This is a genomic window from Paenarthrobacter sp. CCNWLY172, from assembly GCF_037402035.1.
Classification (GTDB): domain Bacteria; phylum Actinomycetota; class Actinomycetes; order Actinomycetales; family Micrococcaceae; genus Arthrobacter.
The window spans coordinates 1-26,876 of sequence record NZ_JBBEGB010000002.1 but is presented as its reverse complement, the minus strand read 5'-3'; the positions used below and the strand labels follow the sequence as shown (position 1 = coordinate 26,876).

Sequence of the window (26,876 nt, the reverse complement as noted above, 5' to 3'; positions counted from 1 at the left end):
GAGAACAGGTGTCCGCGGTGAGAGATTTCAGTCCGCGTTCGCCCCAACACGATGCCCAGAGGAAAGCAGTTAGGCGGAACCCATGAGTGGACGTCACACCGGCCGGACCAGTCAAGGACCTGCCATTCGTACTTTGCCGAAGACCCTCAAGCTCGTTGCACGGTTGGCCCCACGGCAAATCAACGACGAAATTGCCTTGGCCAAGGTGGAACTCAAACGCAAGGCCACCCAGGTTGGAATAGCCGGCGCCTTCTTTGGCGTGGCCCTTGCCTTCCTTGCGCTGTTGGTGATCGCCCTCGTTGTTGCCGCCATTCTGGGGCTGGCAACCATCATGCCGGGATGGCTCGCGGCGCTGATCGTCGCAGCGTTCTTCTTGGTGATCGTGGCCATTGCATCCCTGATTGGAATCGCCAAGTTCAAGAAGGCCATGCCCCTGGTGCCCGAGGACACCATCCGGGGCATCAAGCACGATCTTGGAATTGCCAAAGAGGGCTCTGCCTTCGATGAGTCCATCCTCGATCCCAACTCGCCCGCTGCCAAGGCGGCCAAGGCCGAGAAGGAAGCAGCAGCGGAGAAGGCCAAGGCAGAGAAGGCTGCGAAGGAAGCCGCCAAGGAAGCGGACGCCGTCAAGGCACCCACGGAAGCGGAGCTTCGCTCGCGCCTGAAGAAGCGCCGCGAACACCTGACGGGGGTCCGCGACGAGCTCGGCGAGCAGTTGGACGTCAAGAAGCAGGGGCAGGCCCTGCTGAACAGTGCCGGCGGAAAGTTCCAAGAGGGCAGGGAGTTCGCTGCGGCGAAGTTTGCCGACCTCGGAGACGCCGTCCCCGCAAGCCTCACCGAACGGCTCGCCGCCCGGTGGAAGGACCTGGCCGCTTTTGCCACTGCTGCCGTGGTCTTCGTTGTTGCCCTGCGGAAGCTGCTGAAAAAGTAGGCAGAAATCCGCAGCGCCAAACATTGACAACGAGGAAGGGGGACACAGGTGAAATTGATCGGTGCTGGTTCGAACCCTGACCGGCCGCAGGTTGACCACGACCTCATCTTCACTGTCCCCAACATCCTCACGGTCCTCCGCTTCATGGGGGTCCCGCTGTTCGTGTGGCTCGTTTTGTCGGAGCAGGAGTACGGCTTCGCGGTCTTGGTACTTGTGATCATGGGCAGCACCGACTGGGTTGATGGCTACATCGCCAGGCGGTTCGACCAGACCTCCAAGCTGGGCCGCATCCTGGATCCCATGGCCGATCGGGCCGCGCTGCTGGCCGTTGCCTTCACGTTGGCGATTGCCGGCGTCGTGCAGTGGTGGTACCTGGCCGCGCTGCTGGTTCCGGACGCCATCCTGGCCATTGCTTCATTGATCTACTTCCGCAGCCACCCGGACCTTCCAGTGAGCGTCATTGGGAAAATCCGCACAGCGCTGTTGCTGCTCGGCACTCCGTTGCTTGTCCTCTCCAAATTGCCCATCCCGTTCACTGAGGTCTACTTCGTTGCCGCCTGGACGTTCCTGGGCTTCGGGCTGCTGGGACACTGGATTGCGGCCTACAACTATTTCTGGGCCATCTTGCGTAAGGGAAAAGAACTGAAAAACGACGACGGCGGACACGGCTGATGGTCTGGTTGGCGGTTTTCCTTGCGGTCCTTGGTGCCTTCTTCCTCGCCATAGGCGCCCAACGGCAGGGCAGCGCAGTCAAAGCCGACACCGGTGGCCTGGCGCTGAGCTCCAACGGTTTCCTGAGGCTGCTGCGGAATCCCCGCTGGATGCTCGGGCTGCTGTTCCTTACCCTCGGAATGGGGATGAACGCCATCGCCCTGGTTTCTGCACCGCTCACCGTGGTGCAGCCCATTGGTGCCATTGCGCTGGTGATCACCACGGTGGTCAATGCCAAGGACCAGGGTCTAAGCATTAACCGTGCAACTGTGGTGGCCATCAGCGCATGTGTCACGGGCTCGGCATTGTTCGTGTTGCTGGCCGTCTTCGTCACGCAGGAGAACCATCATGTCACCAGCGAGGACGAGCTGACCATTGTTCTCCTTCTCGCTCTGGCCGTGGGAATCTTCGGAACTTTGGCCGTGCTGTTCAAACACCGCATGAGTGCCTTCGTCTACATCCTGGGTGCTGGTGTCCTGTTCGGCTTTGTTGCCGTCCTGACCCGCATCATCGGCAAGCACCTGCTGGATCCCAACGGGTTGTTCCTGCTCAACGTCCAGTGGTACACCCTCATAGCCATCGTGGCCGCCGGGGGATTGGGATCCTGGTTCGTGCAAAGTGCCTACTCCGGCGGCCCACCGGACCTCGTCATCGCCGGTCTGACCGTTATTGACCCGATGGTGGGCATCGCCATCGGCATCGTGATCCTCGGTGAGCTTCGTCCCGATGTCCACGCCGTGATGGCTATCGCCATGGCTGTGGCCGCAACGCTTGCTATCGTGGGAGTTATTGCCCTGAGCCGGCACCATCCGGAAGTCACCAAACGCAAGAAGGACGCAAAGGCGGCTGCCGCCAAGAAGGCCTAGGGCATAGCTGTACCTTGCGCCGCCGCTGCACGCGGACCGGCAACCCGGCGACACCGCAGTATTGCCACAAGCAGTGCTGTCCGCACCGTGAACATCAGGAGTTCTCCACGTGACCATTCCCGACACCAACAAGCCCCTCACTCTTCTGATTGCTGCGGACACTTACCCGCCGCATGTCAACGGTGCCGCGCAGTTTGGCTACCGCCTGGCCAAGGGAATGACGGCACGAGGACACAACGTCCACGTGTTGGCCTGCCGTCCGGACACGGGCAAGAGCTTCACGGAGTTCCGCGACGAAGCCACTGTTCACCGGCTCCGTTCCCATGGCGTTTTTACCCATGAGTACTTCCGCATTTGCTTCCCGTGGGAGATCAAGAAGGAAATCAGCCTGCTGTTCGACAAAGTCCAGCCGGACGTCGTCCACATCCAAAGCCATTACATGATTGGCGAGCACGTTCTGTACGAGGCCGTTAAGCGTGGCATCCGTGTTATTGCCACCAACCACTTCATGCCGGAAAACCTGAATCCCTTCCTGCCGTTCCCCCAGTGGTTCAAGGACATCGTTGGCCGCATCTCCTGGAAGGACATGGGCAAGGTGATGAGCCAGGCCGATGTGGTCACCACGCCTACGCCCCTCGCTGCCAAGGCCATGCACCAACACGCGTTCCTGCGTAAGGTCCTGCCGCTCTCCAACGGCATTGACTCCTCGGCTTACGAACTCCAGCCTGGTGAGACCATCGAGCCGCACGCCCACCCTACGGTGCTGTTTGCCGGACGTCTTGCCGAAGAAAAGCATGTGAACGTCCTGATCGATGCCGTGGCCAAGACGTCCCCGGCGTTGAATGTCCACCTGGAGATTGTGGGGGGCGGCGAAGTCCGTCCCGCACTTGAGGCGCAGGTAGCGAAGCTGGGGCTGGGGGACAGGGTCAGGTTCCTGGGACTCGCCAGCGACGAAGATTTGCGCGAGGCCTACATCAAGGCCGACATTTTCTGCATGCCCGGAACGGCCGAGCTCCAGTCACTGGTGACCCTGGAAGCCATGTCTGCTTCCACTCCGGTGCTGTTGGCCAATGCCATGGCCTTGCCGCATCTGGTCCGTGATGGTGAGAACGGCTATCTCTTCACGCCGAACAACAGCGATGAACTGGCAGCCAAAATCACCAAGCTGGTGGAGCTTCCCAAGCATGAGCTGGAAGCCATGGGCAAGTTGAGCCGCGAGATGGTGGAGCCCCACAGTATCAACGGCACGCTCCAGACGTTCGAGGACCTCTACCGTGGGGCTTCCTACGAGGACAAGGTGGTGTGACAAAAGCACTCCCCGGCACCTATTAGAATTGCTGGAGTGCTTTGCCCGGAACTGCCGCTTTGCGGGGGTTTTCCGGGCTTCACGGGGCTATAGCTCAGCTGGTTAGAGCGCGGGACTCATAATCCTAAGGTCCTCGGTTCAAGTCCGAGTAGCCCTACATTTGACGCAGGAGCTGTGGCCGACAATCCATGATTGTCGGCCACAGCTCTTTTGCGTTCCCCCTTGGTTGCGGTAAGTTACTCATCAGTAACTTAGTCTTGGTCGCAGGTGACCACCCTTGAAGGAGCGAACATGTCCAACGCTGCATTCGACGCCACCAACCTTCCTTATGCCGACGGCGACTTCTATGCCTTTGAGCAGATGCTGACAGGCAAAGAGCAGGACCGCCTGGCCGAGGTCCGCGAATTCCTGGCCCGTGAGGTCAAGCCCATTGCCGTGGATTGCTGGAACCGTGGGGAGTTCCCCATGGACCTCATTCCCAAGCTCGGCGAACTGGACCTTGTCAGCCCTGTCCGCCGTCAGGGGTACTCCAATCTGTTCGCCGGAATGCTCCATGCCGAGGTGACCCGGGCGGATGCTTCCATTGCTACCTTCATGGGTGTCCACGACGGCTTGTTCACCGGCTCCATCGAAGCCCTCGCTTCCCAGGAGCAGAAGGATGCCTGGCTTCCGGATATCTATTCGCTCAAGAAGATCGGAGCTTTCGGCCTCACTGAACCGTTGGGTGGCTCCGATGTTGCCGGCGGCACCAGGACCACGGCAAAGCGCGACGGCGACACCTGGATCCTCAACGGTGCCAAGCGGTGGATCGGCAACGCTACTTTCTCCGACTGGGTAGTGATCTATGCCAAGGACGTCGCCGACAACCAGGTAAAGGCGTTTTTGGTGGACACCACGCTGCCAGGCTTCTCTGCGACCAAGATCGAGAACAAGATCTCCCTTCGTACGGTCCAGAACGCGGACATCGTTCTGGATAACGTTGTGGTGCCGGACTTCTTCAAACTTGCCAACGGCAACAGCTTCCGGGACACCAACAAGGTCCTCAAGGTCACGCGTTTGGCTGTCGCGTGGCAGGCGGTGGGGCTTCAGATGGCAGCTTTCGACGTCGCCCGGAGCTACGCCGTGGAGCGTCAGCAGTTCGGACGGCCGCTGGCCGCGTTCCAGTTGGTGCAGAACCAGTTGGTCCAGATCCTCGGGAACACCGTTGCTTCCATGGGCATGATGGTCCGTCTGGCCCAACTCGAAGACGCGGGAGTCGCCAAGGATGAGCAGTCAGCCTTGGCCAAGGCGTTCAGCACCGCACGCATGCGCGAAAGCGTCGCCCTGGGCCGCAGCATCCTGGGTGGCAATGGGATCGTCACGGACTACGGGATGGCCAAGATCTTCTCCGATGCCGAGGCCATTTACTCTTACGAGGGCACGCACGAGATCAACACGCTGGTCACCGGCCGGGCCATTACGGGCGTTTCGGCCATCGTCTAGATGGTCCGCTGACCAGGGTGCTGTCCCGGCGGGGTGGGGGCTCAGGAAAGCGGGAGCAGGATGGACGGGCGCAGGTCCGCTACAAAGCTCAGCGGGTTGAGATAGTCCCCGCCCCGGCGAACACCCCAATGCAGGCACGGACTGAGGCCGCAATGTCCGGGTTCCACGATCCCTATGACCTGGCCCTTACGGACAACGTCGCCGGCTTTGAGTTCGCTGGTCACGGGTTCGAAGCTGCTTTTGAGGCCATCGCCGTGGTCGAGGGTCAGTACCGGTCGATCCACCACTACGCCGGCAAAGGTCACCATGCCGTCCGACGGCGCGGTGACCTTTCCGCCGTCGGACGCTGGTCCGACATCCACGCCCCGATGGCCGCTCAGCCACGGTTTGTCCGGAGGATCGAAGATCCGAAGCACGTCAGGTTTGGGGGAGAGCGGCCAGCTCCACCGGGCCGAGGCAGGATCCGGTGCGGCCGGCCCGGATGCGCCAAGTCCGCCCGCGCTCATCGCCACGGCAGCCAGCAGGGTCGTCAAGGACTTCGTAAGGGTCATGGACCAAGCCTTCCGGGGAGCCCGCGGCGGGTCGATCCCCGGTCGTTCGTATGTGGACAACGGGCTGCGGCCGCGGTCAAACAGGTGGGGCCGCTGTAGTACACTTGGTGGAGCAGTTTGCTGTGCCCTCAAGCTTGTTCAGGAACATGTCTCATTCAGATATGTGGGGGCCCCAGGCTGACTACGCGTATCCAACCCTCCACCAGCGAAGCCACGTGGCTTCAGGCTGCGGAAGATTGTGCCTCTTGCGGTCCGGACAAGCCTTTGGCTTCACTCCGGATGAGAAGTGCAATGGATGCCAGGAGCCGCGCCCATCCGGGCAAAGGCTAAACAACCGTCAACTATTGGCAGGGTAAGAGCAGTCCCATGGGCTCTCTCATGAATGACCTGCCGGAAGGAGCGTCGGCATGCCCGTCGTAACTATGCGCCAGCTGCTTGACAGCGGCGTCCACTTTGGACACCAGACCCGTCGTTGGAACCCGAAGATGAAGCGCTTCATCTTCACGGAGCGCAACGGCATCTACATCATTGACCTCCAGCAGTCGCTGTCCTACATCGACCGCGCCTACGAGTTCGTCAAGGCTACTGTCGCCCACGGCGGCACCGTCCTGTTCGTCGGCACCAAGAAGCAGGCTCAGGAAGCAATTGCCGAGCAGGCTACCCGTGTTGGCCAGCCGTACGTCAACCAGCGTTGGTTGGGCGGTATGCTCACCAACTTCCAGACCGTCGCCAAGCGCATCCAGCGCATGAAGGAACTCGAAGAGATCAACTTCGACGACGTCGCAGGCTCGGCTTACACCAAGAAGGAGCTCCTGCTCCTCAAGCGCGAACTCACCAAGCTGGAATCCAACCTCGGTGGTATCCGCAACCTGACCAAGGCTCCCTCGGTTCTGTGGGTTGTTGACACCAAGAAGGAACACCTTGCTGTTGACGAAGCCAAGAAGCTGAACATCCCGGTTGTTGCCATCCTGGACACCAACTGCGATCCCGACGAAGTTGACTTCCCGATCCCGGGTAACGACGACGCCATCCGCTCCGTCAACCTGCTGACCCGCGTTGTTGCCGACGCTGTCGCTGAGGGCCTCATCGCCCGCAACCAGCGCGCAACCGGCACCACCGAGGCTCCGGAAGAGCCGCTGGCTGAATGGGAGCGCGAGCTCCTCGAAGGCAGCAAGGCCGAAGAAGCAGCGGCAGCCGAGGCTCCGGCAGCCGAGGCTCCGGCAGCCGAGGCTCCGGCAGCAGAAGCTCCCGAAGCAACTGAAGCTGCAGCCGGCGAAGCCGAAGCAGCCAAGTAAATCTGGACCTTCCCTGATGCCGCAAACAGCATCGGGGGCAACTGACAGGATGGCAGCTCACATGGTGGGCGGCCGTCCTGTCAGTCCGTAAACACACAAATTCTAGACAGAGGGGTTCACATGGCGAACTACACTGCTGCTGACATCAAGGCCCTGCGCGAGCGCACCGGCGCCGGCATGATGGACGTCAAGAAGGCTCTTGACGAAGCCAACGGTGACGCCGAGAAGGCCATCGAGATCATCCGCATCAAGGGCCTCAAGGGCGCTACCAAGCGTGAAGGCCGTTCGACCGCTGAGGGCCTGGTTGCTGCCAAGGTCAACGGCGGCGTTGGCGTAATGATCGAGGTCAACTGCGAGACTGACTTCGTTGCCAAGGCTGACAAGTTCATCCAGCTGGCTGACAAGGTCCTCAACGTTGCAGTCGAGTCCGGCGCAGCCGATCTCGAGACCCTGCTGGCTACCGAGGTTGACGGCAAGCCCTTGTCCGAGGTTGTTGTCGAAGAGGGCGCTGTCCTCGGCGAAAAGGTTGTCGTCCGTCGTATCTCCCGCGTTGAGGGAACCACGGTTGACGCTTACCTGCACAAGACTTCCAAGGACCTTCCGGCCCAGGTCGGCGTCCTGTTCGCTGTTGACGGTGAAGGCGAAGCCGCTGCCACCGCCGCACACGACATCGCTGTCCACGTTGCAGCCATGGCTCCGAACTACCTGACCCGCGACGACGTTCCGGCCGAACTGGTCGAGTCCGAGCGCCGTATCGCCGAAGAGACCGCCAAGGCTGAAGGTAAGCCCGAAGCTGCTCTTTCGAAGATCGTTGAAGGCCGCGTGACGGGCTTCTACAAGGGCGAAGTTCTGGTTGACCAGGCATTCGCCAAGGATTCCAAGAAGACCGTTGCACAGGTCCTCGAAGAAGCCGGCGTCAAGGCAACCGCAGTAACCCGTTTCCGCGTAGGAAACTAGTAATTCATGAAAAGGGGTGGTCACTTCGGTGGCCGCCCCTTTTTCATGCACCCGTCCGGGTAGTACCTGCGCGGACCCACAGCACGATAATCTAGCCAGAGTCCACCAACGGGAGGCACCATGGAAACCGTCAACACTGCAATCCAGCCCGAGAAGACCCGCCGACGTGTACTTCTGAAACTTTCCGGCGAGGTCATCGGCGGAGGCAAGCTCGGCGTCGATCCTGAGACCGTCCGGGCCATCGCCAAGCAGATCGCGGCAGCCGTGTCCGACGTCGAAGTTGCGATCGTCGTAGGCGGCGGCAACTTCTTCCGCGGCGCAGAGCTGTCCCAGAGCGGTATGGACCGTTCCCGCGCCGACTACATGGGCATGCTCGGCACGGTCATGAACTGTCTGGCCCTGCAGGACTTCCTGGAGCAGGCAGGCGTTGAAACCCGCGTCCAGAGCGCCATCACCATGGGCCAGGTTGCCGAGGCCTACATTCCCCGCCGTGCTATCCGCCACATGGAGAAGGGCCGCGTTGTCATCTTCGGTGCAGGCGCCGGACTGCCCTACTTCTCCACTGATACCGTAGCGGCCCAGCGTGCCCTCGAAGTCCATGCTGACGTGGTCCTCATGGCCAAGAGCGGTGTGGATGGCGTCTACACTGCCGATCCCAAGAAGGACCCCACAGCCGAGAAGCTGGATGTCCTCAGCTACGACGACGCCCTGCGCCGGGACATCCGCGTCATGGACCAGACGGCCATGACCATGTGCAAGGACAACAAACTGTCCATGGTGGTCTTCGGCATGGAAGGTGAGGGCAACGTTACCCGTGCCATCCTCGGCGAAACGCTGGGAACCCTGGTTACTCCCTAGCTGGGGCTAGGATATTTCTAGGACCTTCCGCCTTTCACGGCGGATCTTTACTGTGCACTGCGGCCTGCATGAGGGCAGCAACTTATTTCTGAGGAGAAACCCGTGATCGAAGAGACCTTGCTCGAAGCCGGCGAAAAGATGGACAAGGCGGTTGAGGTAGCCAAGGACGATTTCGCTACGATCCGTACGGGTCGGGCGAACCCCGGTCTCTACAACAAGGTAATTGTCGAGTACTACGGCACCCCCACGCCGCTCCAGCAGTTGGCTTCCTTCGGTGTTCCCGATGCCCGGACCATCCTCATCACGCCCTACGACAAAACCGCTCTGCGCGACATTGAGAAGGCGTTGAGCGATTCCGAGGTTGGTGCCAACCCATCGAACGACGGCAACGTCATCCGCGTCACCATTCCTGAGCTCACCAAGGAACGTCGCAAGGAGTACGTCAAGATTGTCAAGGGCAAGGGTGAAGACGCCAAGGTCTCCATCCGCAGCATCCGCCGCAAGGCAAAGGACACGCTGGACAAGCTCGTCAAGGACGGCGAAGCCGGTGAAGATGAGGGTGCCCGCGCTGAGAAGGAGCTCGACGCCCTGACCAAGCAGCACGTTGACAGCATCGACGAGCTGCTCAAGCGCAAGGAAGCCGAGCTGCTCGAGGTCTGATGAACCAGGCTGAGCCGGCACCCGCTGGACGGGTCCCGACACACGATACCCCTCAGCGCGCCAGGCGCGTACGGACGAACCCCACGCCAAAGGCCGGCCGGAACCTTCCGGCGGCCATCGGCGTCGGCCTTTCCATGCTTCTGGCGGTTTTGGGCGGATTGCTTTTCCTCCCCTTGGGATTCGTCCTGCTCACCACGGCTTTTGCTGTGTTGGGTGTGTGGGAAGTTTTCCGGGCCCTCGAAGCCCAGGGCACCAGGATGCCGATCATCCCCGTGATGGTTGGCAGCCTGGTGATGCCGGTATCGGCCTATTTCGGCGGCCTGGAAGGTCTGCTGTTCACCATGACGGCGAGTTCCGTGGCCGTCTTGCTCTGGCGTTCCATCGAGAGCGCCGCTGGAGCGCCGCGGAGCGTCTTCGCCGGTGTGTTTACCCTGGCGTGGATTCCTTTCCTCATCAGCTTCGCGTCGCTGTCCTTGCACACCACCAGCGGCCCCACTCCTGTGGGCTTTTGGCCGGATGGGATCCCCGAAGGTGCATGGCAGATTGCGTCCATGCTGCTGTTGGTCGTTTCCAATGACACGTTCGGGTACATCGTTGGGGCGTCCTTCGGGAAGCATCCGATGGCTCCAAAAATCAGTCCCAAAAAGTCGTGGGAGGGTTTCGCCGGGTCGGTGGGTGGAGCCATGCTGATTGGCGTCCTGGCCTGCATCTTCCTCCTCGACAAGCCCTGGTGGGTGGGCTTGCTCCTGGCCGTTGGCATGGTGGCCGCAGCTACGGCAGGCGACCTTGCCGAGTCCATGGTCAAACGTGAATTGGGGGTCAAGGACATGAGCAGTATCCTGCCCGGCCACGGTGGCGTCATGGACCGCCTGGACTCCATTGTGTTCGCGGCCCCTGTAGCCTATGTTCTGTTCGCGCTGCTCAGCGGCGTCTGACAATCAACGAAGGAAAATTAGTGTCCGTGGATATTCGACGCCAGATTCCCGCAACGTTCGATCGCGTGGAGCGCAGCAAGTACGGCTATAACGCCAAACAAGTTGACGAGTTCCTCCAGCGAGCCAGGACGTCGTTCGAGAACCCCGTGGGTACCGCTGACCAGGTGGCCAGCGTGGACGTGCGGGACGTGGCCTTTGATCCCGTCAAAGGCGGGTACGACGCCCACAGCGTGGACGCCGCCTTGGACCGGCTCGAGGATGCGTTTGCACGCCGCGAGCGTGACGACCTGATCAGCCAGCAGGGCGAAGAAGCCTGGTTGCGCCAGATCGGCAAACTCTCCGGCATCCTGCGGGGCCGGCTTCACCGGCCCGATGGCGAGCGGTTCCGTCGACCTTCCAGCAGGCGGGCGCGCAGCTACAACATCCAGGACGTGGACGCACTGTGTGCTGAACTGGTGGGATACCTTGAACACGACCAGGTCCTGAGCGTGGACACTGTCCGCCGGGCCGTGTTCCGGGCGGCCAAGGGCGATGAAGGCTACGAAGAAGCCCAGGTGGACGCGTTCCTGGCCCGCGCCGTGGAGCTCATGGCGGCTATCGACTAATCCACACCCTGCTCATCGGGCGGGCTAATGGGTGCTGGGGGAAACAGGCGGGTGGTTCTTCCACACTGCCAGGTAGCGTCTGTGGCCGCGGACCAGTGATGTGCCGAAGAAGGCCAGGGCGACCAGAACGGCGACGGGGACTGCCACCACTGGGGGAAGCGCGGCTGTCAGCAGTGCCGACCCCAGCAGGAGAGCGATCAAGGCCGAGTTGACGAAGCCCATGAAGACCATGCTGCTGCCAGCGACCTGGCTGAAGTCTGTCCGAACGCCCAGGAAGTAGTACGTCCTTTTGGCGCCTTCTTCGTCATCGTGGGCGCCGGCCATGAGGTACGGCCCTATGCCGGGATCCATGTCGACGTAGGCCGCCCGCAAGCGGTTCATCGCCAGGACGTACATCAGGTCCTCCATGCCCACACTCATGACGCGGACGTGAGTGAGCAGGCCAACCACAAGGTCGATACTGAGGACGGTCAGCGCGAAGGCCCTGAAGGCATCTGAAAACTGTGTTGCGTTACCCACCAGCGCCACACTCAACAGGCTTGCCGAAGTGAAGGTCAGGAACATGCTGATGCGTGTGAGGACTTCGCCCTGGGTGGTACTGCGTGAGGCGAGCAGGCTCCAGTGCTCGGTGGCCAGCAATTGAGCGCGGACACTCGGTGACAACTCCGTCGGTCTTGCCGGCGGCTCTGGGCTTGAGGCGCCCGGTTCCTCGGACATGGCGTCATTGTCCACCCTGGCTGCTGCGCGGACAACAGGCCGGGCCTAGCGCTCGGTGACCACCGGCCGCTCCGGAACGTGCAGCCGCGACATGACGCGGTTCACAGACCCAGGCACACGGCTTTTCGTTGCAAGGGAAACGACCACCGTCACCGCGAACGCTGCCGGGACGCTCCACGCTGCCGGCTGGGCAAGCCACGCGGGCGCGTTGCCTGATCCCATGAGCGTACCCATCACCATGGCACCACCACAGAGCAGTGCACCGGTCAGCATTCCGGCAATCGCACCGGCGTCGGTCAGGCCGCGCCACCAGATTCCCAGGAGCAGGACCGGGCAGATGGTCGAGGCTGTGAACGCGAAGACCAAGCCAACGCTCCCGGCCAGGGCCAGGCTGTCGGTCATTAAGGCAAAGCCCAAAGGAACGACGGCGGCCAGCACCGCTGCGAGGCGGAAGCCCCTGACGCTTCCGCCGAAGAGGTCCTGGCTGATGACGCCTGACAGCGAAACCACCAACCCCGAGGTGGTGGACAGGAAAGCGGCGAAGGCTCCGGCCACGACGAGGGCGGAGAGAAGGTCTCCGGCGGTGCCCCCTATCAGCTTGCCGGGGAGCAGGAGGACCAAGGCGTCGGCCTGGCCGGACTGTGCGAGTTCGGGCGCGAACATTCGTCCCACCGCGCCGGATGCTGTGGGAAAAAGATAAAAGACGGAGAGCAGGCCCAGCACAATGAGTGTGGTTCTCCGGGCGGATTGCCCGTCCGGGTTGGTGTAGAACCGCACCAGGACATGGGGCAGGCCCAGCGTTCCGAAGAGCAACGCCACCAACAGGGAAATGTGCTGGTACGCGCCGGCGGAGGGCTGGCCGGTGGGGTTGATGGGAAGCGGCGCCTGGGGTCCGGTGCCGTTACCAGCCAGCACCAGCAGCACGAAGACCACCGGAACTGCCAGGGCAGTCAGTTTCAGCCAATATTGGAAGGCCTGCACAAACGTGATGGAACGCATGCCACCTGCCACTACCGTGAGGCACACGACCACAACAACCGCCGTCGAGCCTACCCACGACGGCAGGCCTGTGGTGATGCGGATGGTGAGCGCCGCCCCGTGGAGTTGCGGGACGATGTACAGCCAGCCAACGGCTACCACCACCAGGCTGGTCACGCGGCGGACCAGAGCGGAATCCAGACGGGCTTCGGTGAAGTCGGGAATGGTGTAGGCACCTGAGCGACGCAGAGGAGCGGCGACAAAGAGCAGCAGCATCAAGTAACCGGCGGTGTAGCCCACGGGGAACCAGAGTGCGTCCGTTCCCGAGAGCAGGATCAGTCCGGCGACGCCAAGAAAGCTGGCGGCAGACAGGTACTCACCGCCGATTGCGGAGGCATTCCACCAGGGCGGGACGGTTCGCGAAGCCACGTAGAAGTCGCCGGTTGTCCGCGAGATGCGCAGACCGTAGAAGCCGATGACTGCCGTCGCCAGTGACACGGCAAGGAACGCAAACAGGCCCACAGCCGGGTTCATTTGTCCTCCACCAGGTCCCTGTAGCGTGCCTCGTTGCGGGCCGCCGCGCGGTTGTATAGCCAGGCGCTCAAGCCAATCACCGGGTAGATGCCGGCGCCCAGCACCATCCAGTCCAGCGGGATGCCGAATATCCTTGTTTCTGCCACGCCAGGCCCGTACACGAGGAACAGTGCGATCACCACGAGGATGATCAGGAAGCAACAGGCCACCACCAGCGCCAGGCGCAACTGCGAGCGGATCAGGGACCGGATGAAGAGTTTGCCTGCGTCGGAGTCTTCGGCGACCTCGCGCGGGTATGGCGGCCGCCCGGGAGCCGCTGTGGCCGGCTGGCGGGGTGCCGTCACACGGACGCGGGTCATCCCTGCGGCCGGATACGCGTGGACTGCAGTTTGTCCCGGACGGAAGGCAGGTGGCGTCGGCTGATGGGCAATTCAGCTCCGGCCACGGCGACGCTGGGACCCGTTGCAGCCAACTTGAGGTGCTGGACGTGGTTCAGGGCGATCAGGTACGAGCGGTGGATCCGGATGAAGCCTGCCTCTGCCCACTTCTGTTCAAGGTCGCTGAGGGGAACCCTGATGAGATAGCTGGCTTCGGCTGTGTGCAACCTCGCGTAATCGCCCTGGGCCTGGACGTAGGTGACATCGTCCCGGCGGATCATGCGGGTGGTGCTGCCGAGGTCCACGGTAATCATTTCCGGCGCAGGGGTGCCTTCCTTGATCAGGTCGCTGATCCGGTCCACGGAACGGGACAGCCGTTCTGCGCGCAGCGGCTTGAGCAGGTAGTCGATCGCGGCGAGGTCGAAAGCTTCCAGTGCGCACTCTTCATCAGCGGTGACAAAAACGACGGCGGGTGGATGGCTGCTGCGGGAAATGGCCCGTGCGATGTCCAGGCCGGACAATGCCGGCATGTGGATATCGAGGAACACGGCGTCGACAGACTCCGTTTCCAGGGTCCGCAGCGCCTCAGCACCGGAGGAGGCCCGGTGGATGGCGCCAATCCGTTCATCCCGTCCCAGCAGGAAGGCAAGCTCCTCCACGGCGGGAAGTTCGTCATCAGCGACGAGCACGTTGATCATGTTTAAAGACTAACCGTCGCCTCAGGCGTCATGGCCGGGCTGGGATTTCGGCACCCGCATGGTGATCAGGGTTCCTTCCCCGGGAGCAGTGTCGATGACCAGCCCGTGCTCGTCCCCGTACACCTGGCGCAAGCGGGCATCCACGTTGCGCAGGCCCACATGGATTCCATCCGTGTGCCCGGCGAGCACTGACCGAAGGTGGTCGGGGTCCATGCCCACGCCGTCGTCTTCGATGGTTACTTCAGCGAAAGCACCGGAATCGTTGGCGCAGATGGTGATATGGCCCGGGCCCTCCTTGGCCTCCAGCCCGTGCCGGACTGCGTTCTCGACCAAAGGTTGCAGGCTGAGGAACGGGATGACCGTACTGAGGACCTCGGGGGCGATCCTCAGGCTTACCTGGACGCGTTCGCCGAAGCGTGCCCGTTCCAGCAGGAGATAACGGTCGATGCAGCGCAGTTCCTCGGCCAAAGTGGTGAAGTCGCCGTGGCGCCGGAAGGAGTACCGGGTGAAGTCGGCGAACTCCACCACCAACTCACGGGCCCGGGCGGGGTCGGTGTTGATGAACGAGGCAATGGCATTGAGGGAGTTGTAGATGAAATGCGGGCTGATTTGGGCACGCAGCGCCCTGACCTCAGCCTCCATCAGCAAGGTCCGGGAGGCTTCGAGTTCCGTCAGTTCCAGCTGGGCGGCTATCCAGTCGGCCACCTCGCTGGTGGCCCTCACCAGCCCGGCACCTGCCGCCGGCGCCAGGGCTGCCACGGAGCCGACCACCCTGGAACCGGAGCGGATAGGAGCGATCACGGCACTGAAATCATGGTTTCCATGCTCGGCTTTGGCAGTGGTCCGATGCCCGGCGTGCGGCACCACCGCGGTTCGGCCGGTGGCCAGGACCTCGGCCGCAAGACGCATCAGCGACGGCCTGAGTTCCTCGGCTGTACCGTCCCACGCGAGCACAGAACCGGTGTCCGTGATGGCCAAGGCATCGCAGCCCAGCAGTACGCGCAGTTGCTTGCTCGCTTTCGCTGCACCGGCCGGTTGGAGGCCGCCACGGAGATGCTGCCCGGCCCGGGAGGCCGCGTGCAAAGTGTTGTAAGTGGCGCGTTCAGCGTCGGTGCCCAGGTCCCGGAAGGAACGCATGACCTTGAGCCCAACACCCACGACGACGGCGATGGCCAGCACGATCACGGCGATGGCAGCGGCGGTGAACAGCGGGGAGTCGGGCATAAGGCCAGCGTAGCCGGATGCTCCTGAACCTCGCCCCGATTCCACGGAACGTGGTTCACATTCCACCGTTTGGCGCAGCACCGCAACCGTTGAGCGATGGCAGGGCGCGATGCTCTGGAACAGGCACCGGGCGGCGTTCGATAGTGATTGCAGTCACATTGGCAGGCGTGTGGAGCTGGTGTGGACTCATCACAATCAGGAGGAACCATGGGTAATGAGGCCCAACCCCAGGACGAAAAAGCGTCCGTGGACTTCCAGGAAGTTCAACAGACGGAACGGTTCAAGACACTGCGCAAGCGGCACCGCAGCTTTGTCTTCCCGATGGCAGTCGTATTCCTGCTCTGGTATTTCGCATATGTTCTCTTGGCCGACTACGCGGTGGGCTTCATGTCCATCAAGGTATGGGGCAACATCAACGTCGGCCTGATCCTCGGCCTGCTGCAGTTCGTCACTACCTTCGGCATCACGGCATGGTACGTGAGCTACTCCAACAGGAAGCTGGACCCCATCGCTGCTGAAATCCGCCATGAGATCGAGGGGCACGAATTTGATAAGGACGGCAAAGTGATCAGCGGGGGAGTCAAATGAACACCATGGTCCCGGCAGCAGTCAACGTCGAAGCGCTGAAAGACACCACCCTGCTCAACATGGGCATTTTCGCCCTCTTCGTCGCGGTCACCATGGTGATCGTCTTCCGGGCCAGCCGGAACAACAAGACCGCAGCAGATTACTACGCAGCAGGCCGATCCTTCACTGGTTCGCAGAACGGCACAGCCATCGCCGGAGACTACCTGTCGGCGGCATCCTTCCTCGGCATTACCGGCGCCATCGCCATCAACGGCTACGACGGGTTCCTGTACTCCATCGGCTTCCTCGTCGCCTGGCTCGTGGCTTTGCTCCTGGTGGCTGAACTGCTCCGCAACACCGGGAAGTTCACCATGGCTGACGTTCTGTCCTTCCGCTTGCGTCAGCGCCCTGTCCGAATCGCGGCTGCCCTCTCCACCTTGGCCGTCTGCTTCTTCTACCTCCTCGCCCAGATGGCAGGAGCAGGCAGCCTCATTTCGCTCCTGCTGGGCATCAGCGACTGGGGCGGCCAGGCCTTGGTGATCATCGTCGTCGGCGCCTTGATGATCATGTACGTACTCATCGGTGGCATGAAGGGCACCACCTGGGTCCAGATCATCAAAGCCATCCTGCTCATTGCCGGTGCAGGGGTCATGACAGCAATGGTGCTTGCAATCTACGGTTTCAACCTGTCCAGCCTGCTGGGCTCTGCCGCTGAAGCGGCCAACAACCCGGCAATCCTGAACCCCGGGCTGCAGTATGGAAAGACCGAAACGTCCAAGCTCGACTTCATGTCCCTGGGCCTTGCCCTGGTCCTGGGCACAGCTGCATTGCCCCACGTGCTGATGCGCTTCTACACTGTCCCGACAGCCAAGGAAGCCCGCAAATCCGTGGTCTGGGCGATCTGGCTGATAGGCCTGTTCTACCTCTTCACCCTGGTGCTGGGCTACGGTGCCGCAGCCCTGGTGGGGGCGGAAACCATCAAGTCCGCACCCGGCGGCGTCAACTCCGCCGCACCTCTGCTGGCCTTCCACCTTGGCGGCCCTCTGCTCCTGGGCTTCATTTCGGCGGTTGCCTTCGCTACCATCCTGGCGGTGGTGGCTGGTCTGACCATCACGGCGGCTGCATCCTTCGCCCACGACATCTACGCAAACGTCATTGCCAAAGGCAAAGCGGATGCCATCACCGAGGTGAAGGTGGCCCGTCGGACGGTACTGGTGATCGGCGTGCTTGCCATCCTGGGCGGCATCTTTGCCAACGGACAGAACGTAGCCTTCCTGGTGGCGCTCGCCTTCGCAGTTGCAGCTTCGGCGAACCTGCCCACCATCGTCTACTCCCTGTTCTGGAAGAAGTTCACCACCCAGGGCGCAGTCTGGAGCATGTATGGCGGTTTGGCTGCAGCCATCCTGCTCATCACGTTCTCACCCGTGGTTTCGGGCGCCAAGACGTCCATGATCCCCGGAGCGAACTTCGCCCTGTTCCCGCTGAGCAACCCGGGCATTGTGTCCATCCCGTTGGCCTTCTTCCTGGGATGGCTCGGAACCGTTCTGGACAAGCGGCGCGAAGATCCGGCCAAGCAGGCGGAGATGGAAGTGCGCTCGCTGACCGGCGTCGGTGCCGAGAAGGCGGTAGACCACTAGCACCGCCTCAAACAAATCAGTAACCCAAAAGGAAGGCTCCTCCTGCGAACAACGCGCAGGAGGAGCCTTACTTCTTTAGGCTGAGCCTACTTCTTCAGGCTGAGCCACTCCGTCAGTTGTTCCAGCGGCCAGGTAGTGACAATCCGTTCTGTGGGGACCCCCAGGGCTTCGGCGCGTTCGGCACCGTACTGCAGGAAGTCGAGTTGGCCAGGAGCATGGGCATCACTGTCGATGCTGAACAGGCAGCCGGCGTCCAGAGCCATTGTGATGAGGTTGTCCGGTGGGTCCTGACGCTCGGGACGGGAGTTGATTTCGACGGCGACACCCCACTCCGCGCACTCCTTGAAGACTTTCGCGGCATCGAACTCGGACTCGGGCCGCGTACCCCGTGATCCCTGGACGAGGCGTCCGGTGCAATGCCCCAGCACGTTGGTGTGGGGATCGGTGATGCCGCCCAACATCCGCGTGGTCATGGTCTTCTTGTCTGACCGGAGTTTGGAGTGGACGCTGGCCACCACCACGTCCAGTTGGCCCAGCATGTGCGGAGTCTGGTCCAGGGTTCCGTCTTCGAGGATGTCCACTTCAATGCCCTTGAGCAGGCGGAAGCCATCCTGGGATGAGTTGATTCCCTCCACGACGCCGAGCTGCTTCTCAAGCCGCTCCACGCTCAGTCCATTGGCAATGGTGAGATTGGGGGAGTGGTCGGTAAGGGCAAGATATTCACGGCCGAGGGTCCGTGCCGCTGCCACCATGGATTCAATGGGGGAGCCGCCGTCGGACCAGTTGCTGTGGCTGTGGAGATCGCCGCGCAGTGCTGCCCGGAGCGTGTCCCCTCCGGATGCCAACGATTCGGTGCCCCGTTGGCGCAGGTCCGCAAGGTATTCGGGGATCCGCTTTTCGAGGGCCTGGGTGATGACTTCGGCGCTGCGGTTGCCGACGCCTTTGAGACTGGTGATCCGCCCGGTGCCCACAAGCTTGGCCAACTCTTCGGGCGAAAGCTGCCGCACGGCGTCGGCCGCTTTCCGGAAGGCCTGGACCTTGAAGGTGGGGGCCTGGCTGCGTTCAAGCCAGAAAGAGATTTCGTCGAGCGCCTCTATGGGATCCATGGCTCCATGATCCACGAACCAGGCGCACCATCAACAGTGGGCAGTGTCAATGGTGCGCCGGGCGGGTCGCCGTCAGCTAGTGGTGGCGACCCGGGTCCAGGGCGGGATTGGAGCCCTGGCCGTTTTCTCCGTGCGGGGCTTGGCCGTGCTCGCCATGAGGGACAGCGTGCTGTCCTGCCATTGAGGCGGCCAGTCCTGGTGTTGCAACTGAAGCAACAACGACGGCGGCTCCGAACGCGGCTGCCAGAAGCCGCCCGGTCCTTGGCTGGCCGTGGGCGCCGCCGTCGTTGGTCTTGTGCTGCCGCCTCAGCCAGCCGGCTCCGGCAAGAGCCATGAGCGTCAGGCCGAGGGCGGCAAAGTGGCTCACGTCCAGTGAGCGCAGGGAACTGATCCCGGCAACTGTGACTGCGAGGTGAGCAGCAGCCGTAACAGCGAGGACAGGAAGAGCGAACCGTGCCATGACCAGGGAGTTGCGGTGCAGCCCCCGCAGGGACCAGGCCAAAAAGGCAAGGCCCGCAGCGAGGGTCGCCACGCCGGCTGCCACCATCCCGGGTGTCGCTGACGCCGTTCCAGTGAGATATCCGGCGGCAAGGGAAAGCTCAACCATCCCGGCGGCCATCGCTGCGAAATAAACAAACAGGAGGGTCGCTGCGTTCAGTGTGGGGTGGTGTCTGCGTTCCATGGCTCTTGCCGTCCTTTCGCTGCTTTACTCGGTGATCAGGCGGATCAGGCGCGGGCGGAAGCTACGGCTGCCTTGTCCTGGGACAGGGCAACACCCAGCAGGACCACGGCGCTGGCGAGGTGCAGAACATTGTCTGCGCCATTGAGGGCGATGATGTTCAGGGACGAACCCACCAGGAAGAGTCCGAGGATACCCACCAGGAGGTACACGCCGCCTACGGCCGTGTTGACGGATTTGGACAGCGTGACGCTGTTCATACCGGCGTAAAGAAGGGCAGCGCCGATGGCCAGGTGGATGATGTTGTGAAGCGGGTTCACGGCGAAGATGATGAGGTTGGCGCCCTCGGTGGCGAAGAAGCCGATTCCCGAGGTGACAAAGAATCCGAGCACGCCTACCAAGAGGTAGACGGCTCCGAAGATGGTGGCGATCAGGCGATTGGGCGAAGTACGCATGGTCCGAACCTTCCGGTGATGGCCGGATATCCCGGCCGTCCTGCTGAGCCCCGGGTGGGGCTCTCAAGCAGTGATTCGGACCATAAGCGCAGGTGGATGGGTGGTGTAACGGAAATTCTTTCCGGCGGTTAGGGCCGGAGGCGGATGCTGCTCATCTTGAGGTCGTTGCTGCCCTCGAAAACGTAGTGGAGATCAATGGTCTTGCCGTCGCATTGCAAGGCACCGGAGAGATCGGCTTTGTTGTTGCCGTTGTTGTTGTTGACGTTCACCGAGTTGTAGTTCGGCTTGCACGAGCTATCCAGTTCCAGGCTGGCAATGCCGTCCATGAACGACTGCTTGTCCAGCTCATCCTTCAGGGGCTGGCTCAGGTAGTTGTCGTAGGCCTGCTCGGTTTGGCCGGAGACCACCAAATTGGTGAATTCGTCCGCCAAGGACCTGGCCTTGGACGTTGCATTGCCCACCAGATTGACCAGCAGCAGCACGCCCACCACCGCCAGCACGATCACTCCGGCGACGATGCTGAGGACGATCCACAAAACCTTCCTGCTCTTCCGGGCCGGTGGCTGGCCGAATTGGCCCGGAGGGTACTGTCCGGACTGGGATTGGCCCTGCGGATAAGGGTTGTGGGCGTACGGCTCCTGGCCGGCGGCTGCGTACTGGGGGCCGCCGTATTGGGGCCCTCCGGCTTGGGGCCCGCCGGCTTGGGGAGCAGCGGACGACGGCGGCTGTTGCCACTGCGGCGCGCCGCCGGTCTGAGGGGGGTACCCGGGCCCGGGCGGCACCGGCGGCGGGTTCTGGCCCGGGTAGTTGGGTTCGGGTTGTTGCGGGTTGCTCACGGTAGTGCCCCTTTCGGCAGCCTTCGGCAGCGCCACCACATGGCCGGGGACCTCTGGCCGGTCCCCGGTACGTCCTCTTGCATCCAATCGCATGCGGGTTCGACGGGCAAGTACCGGGCTGCCAATACCCGCAGGTGGGGAGGGAGTTCAGTCCCCGGAGCGCCTTCCAAGGAGCGGCTGGACGCGGTACGGGATCATCTCACGCATTGCCAGTGCTGTGTCGGTCCGTTCCACCCCTTCGCAGCCGAGGATTTTTCCATTGATGCGGTAGAGGTCCTCCGCGTCCAAGGCAACAACACGCAACAGCAGGTCCGCCGATCCTGTGAGGCCGAAGCCTTCAAGGATTTCCGGAATGTCTGCCAGGTCCTGCGCCAAGGAGGCCAGCTTTTGCTGTTGGACGTGGACCGTGATGAATGCAGTCAACGGATAGCCGAGCGCAACCGGGTTGATCCTTCGTTCAAAGGAGAGGAAGGCGTGCTTCTTCTCCAGCTGGGCCATGCGGGCTTGCACCGTATTGCGGGACAGGCCCAGCCTTTGGGCCAGCGCCACCACTGTCCCGCGGGGGTCCTTTGCCATCGCGGAAAGGAGCCGGGTGTCAGTGCCATCCAGGGGTTGCATAATGCGCAAGATTAGCACGGTGTGTTCAAGCGAAACAGGGCAGAATGCTCAATTTTCGGAAGGGTAGTTGTACCTGATGCGCGTTGTGAGTAGGGTCACAATTAACTTCGGCGAAGGTGCCGGAGGGCCGGTCTGCGGCAGGATCACAAGTCCAGTCAGCGCCGACGAAAACGAGCCGGAAGGTTGCGATCACCTGTGTTGACGGATCAGGCGGGCAAGGGAGTGCATCACGACACTCCGGGCCCTGGACATAGTGCACAAATTCCCCTGAGGACTGGCGGCAATCTGCTCCAGTTGGTCTCGCCGGAAGGCGAACGGATCAGCCATCCCGAATTCGATGTCTGGGTGAAGGATGTCGGAGATGAGCAGTTGTGTTCCTTGTACGAGGACATGACAGTTATCCGCCGCATCGATGCCGAAGCGACGGCGCTCCAACGTCAGGGCGAACTGGCATTGTGGCCACCGCTCCTGGGGCAGGAGGCGTCGCAGATCGGCTCCAGCCGCTCCCTGCGCGATGACGACTTCGTCTTCCCCAGCTACCGCGAAAGCGGCGTAGCCTACGTTCGTGGAGCCCACCTCTCCGAGATTGCCAGGGTGTGGCGGGGCAATGCTTCCTATGGCTGGGACCCGCAGCGCATCAACCTGGCGACGCCCCAGATCATCATCGGATCCCAGAGCCTGCACGCCACCGGCTACGCCATGGGCGTGCAGTTGGATGGAGCCAACACTGCGGTCCTCGCCTACTTCGGCGATGGCGCCACAAGTGAAGGCGACGTGAACGAGGCCATGGTGTTCGCCGCCAGCTACCAGGCTCCCGTGGTCTTCTTCTGCCAGAACAACCATTGGGCCATTTCAGAACCTGTGCGGGTACAGTCGCACGTGCAATTGGCCGACAGGCCCACTGGATTCGGAATTCCCAGCATGCGGGTTGACGGAAACGATGTCCTCGCTGTCATGGCTGCCACGCGGGTCGCCCTGGACCGGGCACGCAATGGCGGCGGACCCACCTTTATCGAGGCCGTCACTTACCGTATGGGTCCGCACACCACTGCCGACGACCCCACCCGGTACCGCGACCCGATCGAACTCGAAGACTGGGCCGCCAAGGATCCCATCCTGCGGCTGCGCAAGCTCCTGGAGGCCAAAGGCCTCCTCACCGAGGACGTCGAGGCCCGCGTCAAAAGGAAGGCTGACGCGGTAGCAGCCGAGCTCCGTTCCAGCTGTATCGAGATGCCGGACCCGCAGCCGTTGGACGTCTTCAACCACGTCTACAGCACGCCCCATTCCTGGATTGAACGCCAGAAGGACCATTACTCGCGCTACCTGAACAGCTTCAACCAGCCAGTCGAGGAAGGTGCACTCTGATGTCCAAGCTCACGTTTGCCCGCGCCATCAACGCCGGCCTCCGGAAGTCGCTCGAAAACGATCCCAAAGTTGTCCTGATGGGTGAGGATATTGGCGCGCTCGGTGGTGTTTTCCGCGTCACCGACGGACTTCAGAAAGACTTTGGGAAGCACCGGGTCATCGATTCCCCCCTGGCTGAGTCAGGCATTATCGGCACCGCGGTGGGTCTGGCCTACCGCGGCTACCGTCCCGTGTGCGAGATCCAGTTTGATGGCTTCATCTACCCTGCGTTTGACCAGATTGTCAGCCAGGTCGCCAAGATGCACTACCGCACCCAGGGGCGGGTCAAGATGCCCATCACCATCCGCGTTCCCTTCGGGGGTGGCATCGGCTCGCCGGAACACCATTCAGAGTCGCCCGAGGCCTACTTCACCCATACATCCGGTCTCCGGGTTGTGGCAGTGTCCAATCCGCAGGATGCCTACACCATGATCCAGCAGGCGATCGCCTCCGATGATCCCGTCCTCTACTTTGAACCCAAGCGTCGCTATCACGACAAGGGTGATGTGGACGAAACCATCGACCTCTCCACGGCACTTCCGTTGGACAGAGCCGCCGTGGTGAATGCCGGTTCTGACGTGACACTTGTCGCCTACGGTCCGCTGGTGAAGACAGCAAAGGACGCCGCGATGGCAGCGGCTGACGAAGGCCTGTCCGTGGAAGTCATCGACCTCCGTTCACTGGCCCCCGTGGACTACCCCGTGGTGGAAGCATCTGTCCGCAAGACGGGCCGCTTGGTTATCACCCACGAGGCCGGCCAGTCCGGCGGCTTGGGTGCGGAGATCGCCGCCAGCATCACTGAACGGTGCTTCCATTACCTGGAGTCCGCTCCCGTCCGCATCACCGGCTTCGATGTGCCCTACCCTTACTCGAAGCTGGAGATGCACCATCTGCCGGATCTGGACAGGATTCTCGACGGCGTTGACCGCGCCTTGGGCCGCCCCAACTCGCTGAGTGGACTGGAAGGATGACCGCCACCATGATCAAGGAATTCAGGCTGCCGGACCTTGGTGAAGGCCTCACGGAATCGGAAATCCTGAGCTGGAAGGTGGCTGTGGGGGACACTGTCACGCTGAACCAGGTGATCGCCGAGGTGGAAACCGCCAAGGCTGTTGTGGAGTTGCCCTCTCCCTTCGCAGGAGTGGTTGCAGAACTTCATGAGCAGCCTGGCACGGTGGTGGAGGTCGGCAAGCCGATCGTTTCGTTTGAGGTCGACGACGCCGGGTCTTCCACTGGGGGTGGCGCGCCGGCCGCTGGCAACGGGTCCGCCGGTGAGCGGACCGCCGTCGAAAGCGCTGCCAACGGCTCGCTGGCAAATGCCGGCACTGAAGCGGTGGGGGCCCCGGCGAAACGTGAGCCGAACCTGGTGGGGTACGGCGCCGTCGTCGAACATTCCGGCCGTCCGACACGGCGCGCCCGGGGGCAGATACGGGACATAAAGGTCCCAACGCCGGAAACCCCGGAGGAGCCGGTAACTCCGGCGGCGCCAGCGATCGTTGCGCCCACAGCGGCACGTCGTGCAGAAGAAGGAAGCCCTGAGCGACCCCGTTCCACTCCGCCCGTGCGAAAGCTGGCCCGTGACCTGGGGATCAACCTTGAATTGGTTCGCGGCACCGGGCCGGACGGACTTATTACCCGCGAGGATGTCCAGAACTTCACGGGTACCGAGGCGCCGGTCGAGGTGTCCGCTGCACCAGCGCAGGGCGAACGGGAAACTCGTACTCCCATCAAGGGTGTCCGCAAGTTCACTGCCGCCGCCATGGTGCAGAGTGCCTTCACCGCGCCGCATGTGACGGAGTTCCTGACCGTCGACGTCACGGCAACCATGGAGTTGTTGGCCCGGCTCAAAGGCAGCCGCACGTTCGAAGGCTACAAGCTGACACCGCTGACCATCGCGGCCAAGGCGGTCCTGGTAGCGCTGGGCAACAACCCGTCGCTGAATTCACGCTGGGATGAGGCGAGCCAGGAGATCGTCCAGTTCAACTACGTGAACCTGGGCATCGCTGCGGCAACGCCTCGTGGCCTGACGGTACCCAATATCAAGGACGCTGACCGGCTGACACTGCGTGAGCTGTCCACGGCGCTCACTGAACTGACCGATACTGCCCGGGCGGGCAAGACGTCCCCAGCGGACTTGTCCGGCGGGACCATCTCCATCACCAACATCGGTGTGTTTGGGATCGACGCCGGCACCCCCATCCTGAACCCTGGCGAGGCCGCTATCGTGGCACTTGGTGCTGTGCGGAAGGCGCCATGGGTGGTGAATGACAAACTCGCCGTCCGGCAGGTCATGTCCCTCAGCCTGTCGTTCGATCACCGCCTGGTCGATGGCGAGCAAGGGTCCCGGTTCCTTGCCGACTTGGGCGCCATCCTTGAAGATCCCGCCATGGTCATGACCATGATCTAGCGTTAACTGAAGCTGCGCCGGCCCATCCCCTTACGAGTGCTTGCAGGAAACTGCGGTTAGGGGGTGGGCCGTCGCGCGTCAGCGGGCAGGTGGTGTCAATCCTCGGTGGGGGTTGTCCGGTTGGAGTGGACATTGCGCCAACTGTGTTCCGGCTCAAAACCCAGGAGCCTGCGCGCCTTGTCGATGGACAGCATGGTTTCGTGCTCGCCCAGTTCCTTGAGGACCTCGACGCCGGGGAAGACTTCCGCGGCCAAATCGGCGCTGCTTCGGCTCATCACGGTATCAGCGGCGGCAATGATGAACGTCTCAAAACCCGGCACGCCATGTTCCAGGGCCTTGACCACTGCCAGTGCACCGTCGCGGGCGTCGATGTAGCCCCAGAGGTTCCACTTCCGAAGGTTTGCGTCAGAGTCGAACGACGGGAAGGCGTCGTAGTCCTCGGGGTCCATGACGTTGGAGAAACGCAGCGCCGTGATGCTGAGTTCCGGATCCCATCGCGTGAGCTGGACGGCCATCTGCTCCTCGAGATGCTTGACCAGCGAGTAGGTGCTTTCCGGCCGGGCCGCGTACTCCTCGTCCACGGGAATGTAGGGAGGAGTGATGTCGAAGGGAAGTCCCAGTACCGTCTCGCTGGAGGCATAGACCACCTTCTTGATGCCGGCCCGCCGGGCAGCTTGGAACACGTTGTAGGTGGACACCATATTGTTCTCGAAAATTGTGGCGTCGGGGGCAAGGCCTGGTGCGGGAATGGCGGCCAGGTGGACAATTGCGTCCAAACCGTGGTGCTGGTCGTCCAGGCCCAGGATGACATCCAGGACCTGCCCGTAATGACGGAGATCCACGTTGACGTAGCCCTTGCCACGGGTCCCGGCGCGGTCAATATTGAGCACCTGATGGCCATCCTGCGTGAGTCGCCGGACTACGCTCCTACCCAGTTTTCCGCTTCCGCCCGTGACGGCAATCCTCATGATGTGCTCCTCGATAGTGGCTGGTCCCTGACCCTGTCGCCTTGTTGATTCAGCTGCTTCGTTGAGTCAGCAAGGTCCGGGTTTCAGCCTAGGCGGCGAGGCGGCAGAAAACAGCCTCTCAGGCTGGCCCTGAGAGTCCTAGGAAGACACGAACGACCCAGGGCATACGAGTACAACGAAACGGGTTGCCGCTCGCTCAGGTTGCCGCTCGATCAGGAGCTTTGCCGGGCAGCTTCTTTTGCCCTGGGATTCCTCTGACCTTCGCAGCCGGAGCCGGACGCGCCCAGCATCAGGCGCCGTCCAGCATCAGGCCCTCCCCGACCGCGCACCGTTTTATCGGACTGTCGCCCTGTTATTCGGACGGTGCTGGGCGTGACCCGGCGTCACCGGTTTGGCGTGTTGTTGTTCTGCGGACGCTTTCCTATGTTCTGTGGGGGGTGTGGTGGTGGTTGCGTCGGGGTGTTTGGTGTGGGTCGATGTGGGGTGGGGGGATGAACCAGGGGATGCCGGTTTT

Annotated in this window: 28 protein-coding genes and 1 tRNA gene; 17 read left to right on the top strand and 12 right to left on the bottom strand. The window is 62.3% G+C overall.

The window, feature by feature from the left end:
* Positions 1-82 precede the first annotated feature (82 nt).
* The 6 genes from WBN73_RS03040 to WBN73_RS03015 all read left to right on the top strand — a co-directional run bounded on the left by WBN73_RS03040 (position 83) and on the right by WBN73_RS03015 (position 5,296).
* Positions 83-931, top strand: a complete 849-nt coding sequence (locus tag WBN73_RS03040) for a phage holin family protein (RefSeq protein ID WP_337339627.1) — start codon at positions 83-85, stop codon at positions 929-931.
* Between the two features lie 48 nt (positions 932-979).
* On the top strand, positions 980-1,603 hold the full coding sequence (locus WBN73_RS03035; protein WP_207596955.1) for a CDP-alcohol phosphatidyltransferase family protein: 624 nt from the start codon (positions 980-982) through the stop codon (positions 1,601-1,603).
* Positions 1,603-2,508 (top strand): DMT family transporter, encoded by a 906-nt coding sequence (locus WBN73_RS03030; RefSeq protein WP_207596956.1) that lies wholly within the window; start codon positions 1,603-1,605, stop codon positions 2,506-2,508. Before WBN73_RS03035 ends, WBN73_RS03030 begins: the two co-directional genes overlap by 1 nt.
* 109 nt (positions 2,509-2,617) lie before the next feature.
* Positions 2,618-3,814 carry a glycosyltransferase gene (locus WBN73_RS03025; protein ID WP_207596957.1) on the top strand — a complete coding sequence of 399 codons (1,197 nt, stop codon included), beginning with the start codon at positions 2,618-2,620 and terminating at the stop codon, positions 3,812-3,814.
* Positions 3,815-3,897: 83 nt separating this feature from the next.
* Positions 3,898-3,971: transfer RNA gene (locus WBN73_RS03020), tRNA-Ile, on the top strand.
* A 134-nt stretch (positions 3,972-4,105) separates the two neighbouring features.
* Positions 4,106-5,296: an acyl-CoA dehydrogenase family protein gene (locus tag WBN73_RS03015; protein WP_337339628.1), complete on the top strand. Its 1,191-nt coding sequence runs from the start codon at positions 4,106-4,108 to the stop codon at positions 5,294-5,296.
* A gap of 41 nt (positions 5,297-5,337) precedes the next feature.
* Here WBN73_RS03015 and WBN73_RS03010 read toward each other — a convergent pair whose 3' ends face one another.
* Positions 5,338-5,847: a M23 family metallopeptidase gene (locus WBN73_RS03010; protein ID WP_207596959.1), complete on the bottom strand. Its 510-nt coding sequence runs from the start codon at positions 5,845-5,847 to the stop codon at positions 5,338-5,340.
* Positions 5,848-6,254: 407 nt separating this feature from the next.
* Between WBN73_RS03010 and rpsB the strand changes: the two genes are divergently transcribed.
* From rpsB to WBN73_RS02980, 6 genes are all read left to right on the top strand, one after another.
* Positions 6,255-7,142 (top strand): 30S ribosomal protein S2, encoded by an 888-nt coding sequence (rpsB, locus tag WBN73_RS03005; RefSeq protein WP_337339629.1) that lies wholly within the window; start codon positions 6,255-6,257, stop codon positions 7,140-7,142.
* A gap of 120 nt (positions 7,143-7,262) precedes the next feature.
* Complete coding sequence (gene tsf / locus WBN73_RS03000) at positions 7,263-8,099, top strand: translation elongation factor Ts (protein WP_026541489.1); 837 nt, start codon at positions 7,263-7,265, stop codon at positions 8,097-8,099.
* Between the two features lie 120 nt (positions 8,100-8,219).
* Positions 8,220-8,957, top strand: a complete 738-nt coding sequence (gene pyrH / locus WBN73_RS02995; RefSeq protein WP_207596961.1) for a UMP kinase — start codon at positions 8,220-8,222, stop codon at positions 8,955-8,957.
* Between the two features lie 102 nt (positions 8,958-9,059).
* A complete protein-coding gene (gene frr, locus WBN73_RS02990; RefSeq protein WP_026541491.1) occupies positions 9,060-9,617 on the top strand; it encodes a ribosome recycling factor in 558 nt (185 codons plus the stop codon).
* Positions 9,617-10,552, top strand: coding sequence for a phosphatidate cytidylyltransferase (locus tag WBN73_RS02985; RefSeq protein WP_337339630.1), 936 nt, complete (start codon positions 9,617-9,619; stop codon positions 10,550-10,552). Before frr ends, WBN73_RS02985 begins: the two co-directional genes overlap by 1 nt.
* 20 nt (positions 10,553-10,572) lie before the next feature.
* Positions 10,573-11,157, top strand: coding sequence for a DivIVA domain-containing protein (locus WBN73_RS02980; RefSeq protein WP_089594332.1), 585 nt, complete (start codon positions 10,573-10,575; stop codon positions 11,155-11,157).
* A gap of 24 nt (positions 11,158-11,181) precedes the next feature.
* On the opposite strand, the gene WBN73_RS02975 is transcribed toward WBN73_RS02980, so the two are convergent.
* From WBN73_RS02975 to WBN73_RS02955, 5 genes are read right to left on the bottom strand one after another with little or no spacing between them, the layout of a single operon-like run.
* Positions 11,182-11,874, bottom strand: coding sequence for a hypothetical protein (locus WBN73_RS02975; protein WP_337339631.1), 693 nt, complete (start codon positions 11,872-11,874; stop codon positions 11,182-11,184).
* A gap of 45 nt (positions 11,875-11,919) precedes the next feature.
* Positions 11,920-13,386: a sodium/solute symporter gene (locus WBN73_RS02970; protein WP_207596964.1), complete on the bottom strand. Its 1,467-nt coding sequence runs from the start codon at positions 13,384-13,386 to the stop codon at positions 11,920-11,922.
* On the bottom strand, positions 13,383-13,745 hold the full coding sequence (locus tag WBN73_RS02965; RefSeq protein ID WP_337339632.1) for a hypothetical protein: 363 nt from the start codon (positions 13,743-13,745) through the stop codon (positions 13,383-13,385). Before WBN73_RS02965 ends, WBN73_RS02970 begins: the two co-directional genes overlap by 4 nt.
* Positions 13,742-14,461: a LytR/AlgR family response regulator transcription factor gene (locus WBN73_RS02960; RefSeq protein ID WP_280627619.1), complete on the bottom strand. Its 720-nt coding sequence runs from the start codon at positions 14,459-14,461 to the stop codon at positions 13,742-13,744. Before WBN73_RS02960 ends, WBN73_RS02965 begins: the two co-directional genes overlap by 4 nt.
* A 21-nt stretch (positions 14,462-14,482) precedes the next feature.
* Positions 14,483-15,685 carry a sensor histidine kinase gene (locus WBN73_RS02955; protein WP_207596967.1) on the bottom strand — a complete coding sequence of 401 codons (1,203 nt, stop codon included), beginning with the start codon at positions 15,683-15,685 and terminating at the stop codon, positions 14,483-14,485.
* A 207-nt stretch (positions 15,686-15,892) separates the two neighbouring features.
* Between WBN73_RS02955 and WBN73_RS02950 the strand changes: the two genes are divergently transcribed.
* Positions 15,893-16,273 (top strand): DUF485 domain-containing protein, encoded by a 381-nt coding sequence (locus WBN73_RS02950; protein ID WP_207596968.1) that lies wholly within the window; start codon positions 15,893-15,895, stop codon positions 16,271-16,273.
* Positions 16,270-17,889 carry a solute symporter family protein gene (locus WBN73_RS02945; protein ID WP_172322137.1) on the top strand — a complete coding sequence of 540 codons (1,620 nt, stop codon included), beginning with the start codon at positions 16,270-16,272 and terminating at the stop codon, positions 17,887-17,889. The genes WBN73_RS02950 and WBN73_RS02945 overlap by 4 nt, the downstream gene beginning before the upstream one ends.
* 86 nt (positions 17,890-17,975) lie before the next feature.
* On the opposite strand, the gene WBN73_RS02940 is transcribed toward WBN73_RS02945, so the two are convergent.
* From WBN73_RS02940 to WBN73_RS02920, 5 genes are all read right to left on the bottom strand, one after another.
* Positions 17,976-18,995, bottom strand: coding sequence for a PHP domain-containing protein (locus WBN73_RS02940; protein WP_337339634.1), 1,020 nt, complete (start codon positions 18,993-18,995; stop codon positions 17,976-17,978).
* Positions 18,996-19,071: 76 nt separating this feature from the next.
* Complete coding sequence (locus WBN73_RS02935; protein ID WP_207596970.1) at positions 19,072-19,677, bottom strand: hypothetical protein; 606 nt, start codon at positions 19,675-19,677, stop codon at positions 19,072-19,074.
* A gap of 44 nt (positions 19,678-19,721) precedes the next feature.
* Positions 19,722-20,129: a DUF4383 domain-containing protein gene (locus tag WBN73_RS02930; RefSeq protein ID WP_011774231.1), complete on the bottom strand. Its 408-nt coding sequence runs from the start codon at positions 20,127-20,129 to the stop codon at positions 19,722-19,724.
* Between the two features lie 128 nt (positions 20,130-20,257).
* Positions 20,258-20,965 (bottom strand): hypothetical protein, encoded by a 708-nt coding sequence (locus tag WBN73_RS02925; RefSeq protein WP_337339635.1) that lies wholly within the window; start codon positions 20,963-20,965, stop codon positions 20,258-20,260.
* Between the two features lie 147 nt (positions 20,966-21,112).
* A complete protein-coding gene (locus tag WBN73_RS02920; protein ID WP_207596972.1) occupies positions 21,113-21,583 on the bottom strand; it encodes an Lrp/AsnC family transcriptional regulator in 471 nt (156 codons plus the stop codon).
* 195 nt (positions 21,584-21,778) lie between these two features.
* Here WBN73_RS02920 and pdhA point away from each other — a divergent pair, with 195 nt between their 5' ends.
* From pdhA to WBN73_RS02905, 3 genes are read left to right on the top strand one after another with little or no spacing between them, the layout of a single operon-like run.
* Entirely contained in the window at positions 21,779-22,948 is a 1,170-nt protein-coding gene (gene pdhA, locus WBN73_RS02915) for a pyruvate dehydrogenase (acetyl-transferring) E1 component subunit alpha (RefSeq protein WP_280627622.1), read from the top strand.
* Positions 22,948-23,958, top strand: a complete 1,011-nt coding sequence (locus WBN73_RS02910) for an alpha-ketoacid dehydrogenase subunit beta (RefSeq protein WP_207596974.1) — start codon at positions 22,948-22,950, stop codon at positions 23,956-23,958. Before pdhA ends, WBN73_RS02910 begins: the two co-directional genes overlap by 1 nt.
* Positions 23,955-25,394, top strand: coding sequence for a dihydrolipoamide acetyltransferase family protein (locus WBN73_RS02905; RefSeq protein WP_337339636.1), 1,440 nt, complete (start codon positions 23,955-23,957; stop codon positions 25,392-25,394). Before WBN73_RS02910 ends, WBN73_RS02905 begins: the two co-directional genes overlap by 4 nt.
* 95 nt (positions 25,395-25,489) lie before the next feature.
* Here WBN73_RS02905 and WBN73_RS02900 read toward each other — a convergent pair whose 3' ends face one another.
* Positions 25,490-26,362 carry an NAD-dependent epimerase/dehydratase family protein gene (locus tag WBN73_RS02900; protein WP_337339637.1) on the bottom strand — a complete coding sequence of 291 codons (873 nt, stop codon included), beginning with the start codon at positions 26,360-26,362 and terminating at the stop codon, positions 25,490-25,492.
* Positions 26,363-26,876: the final 514 nt, after the last annotated feature.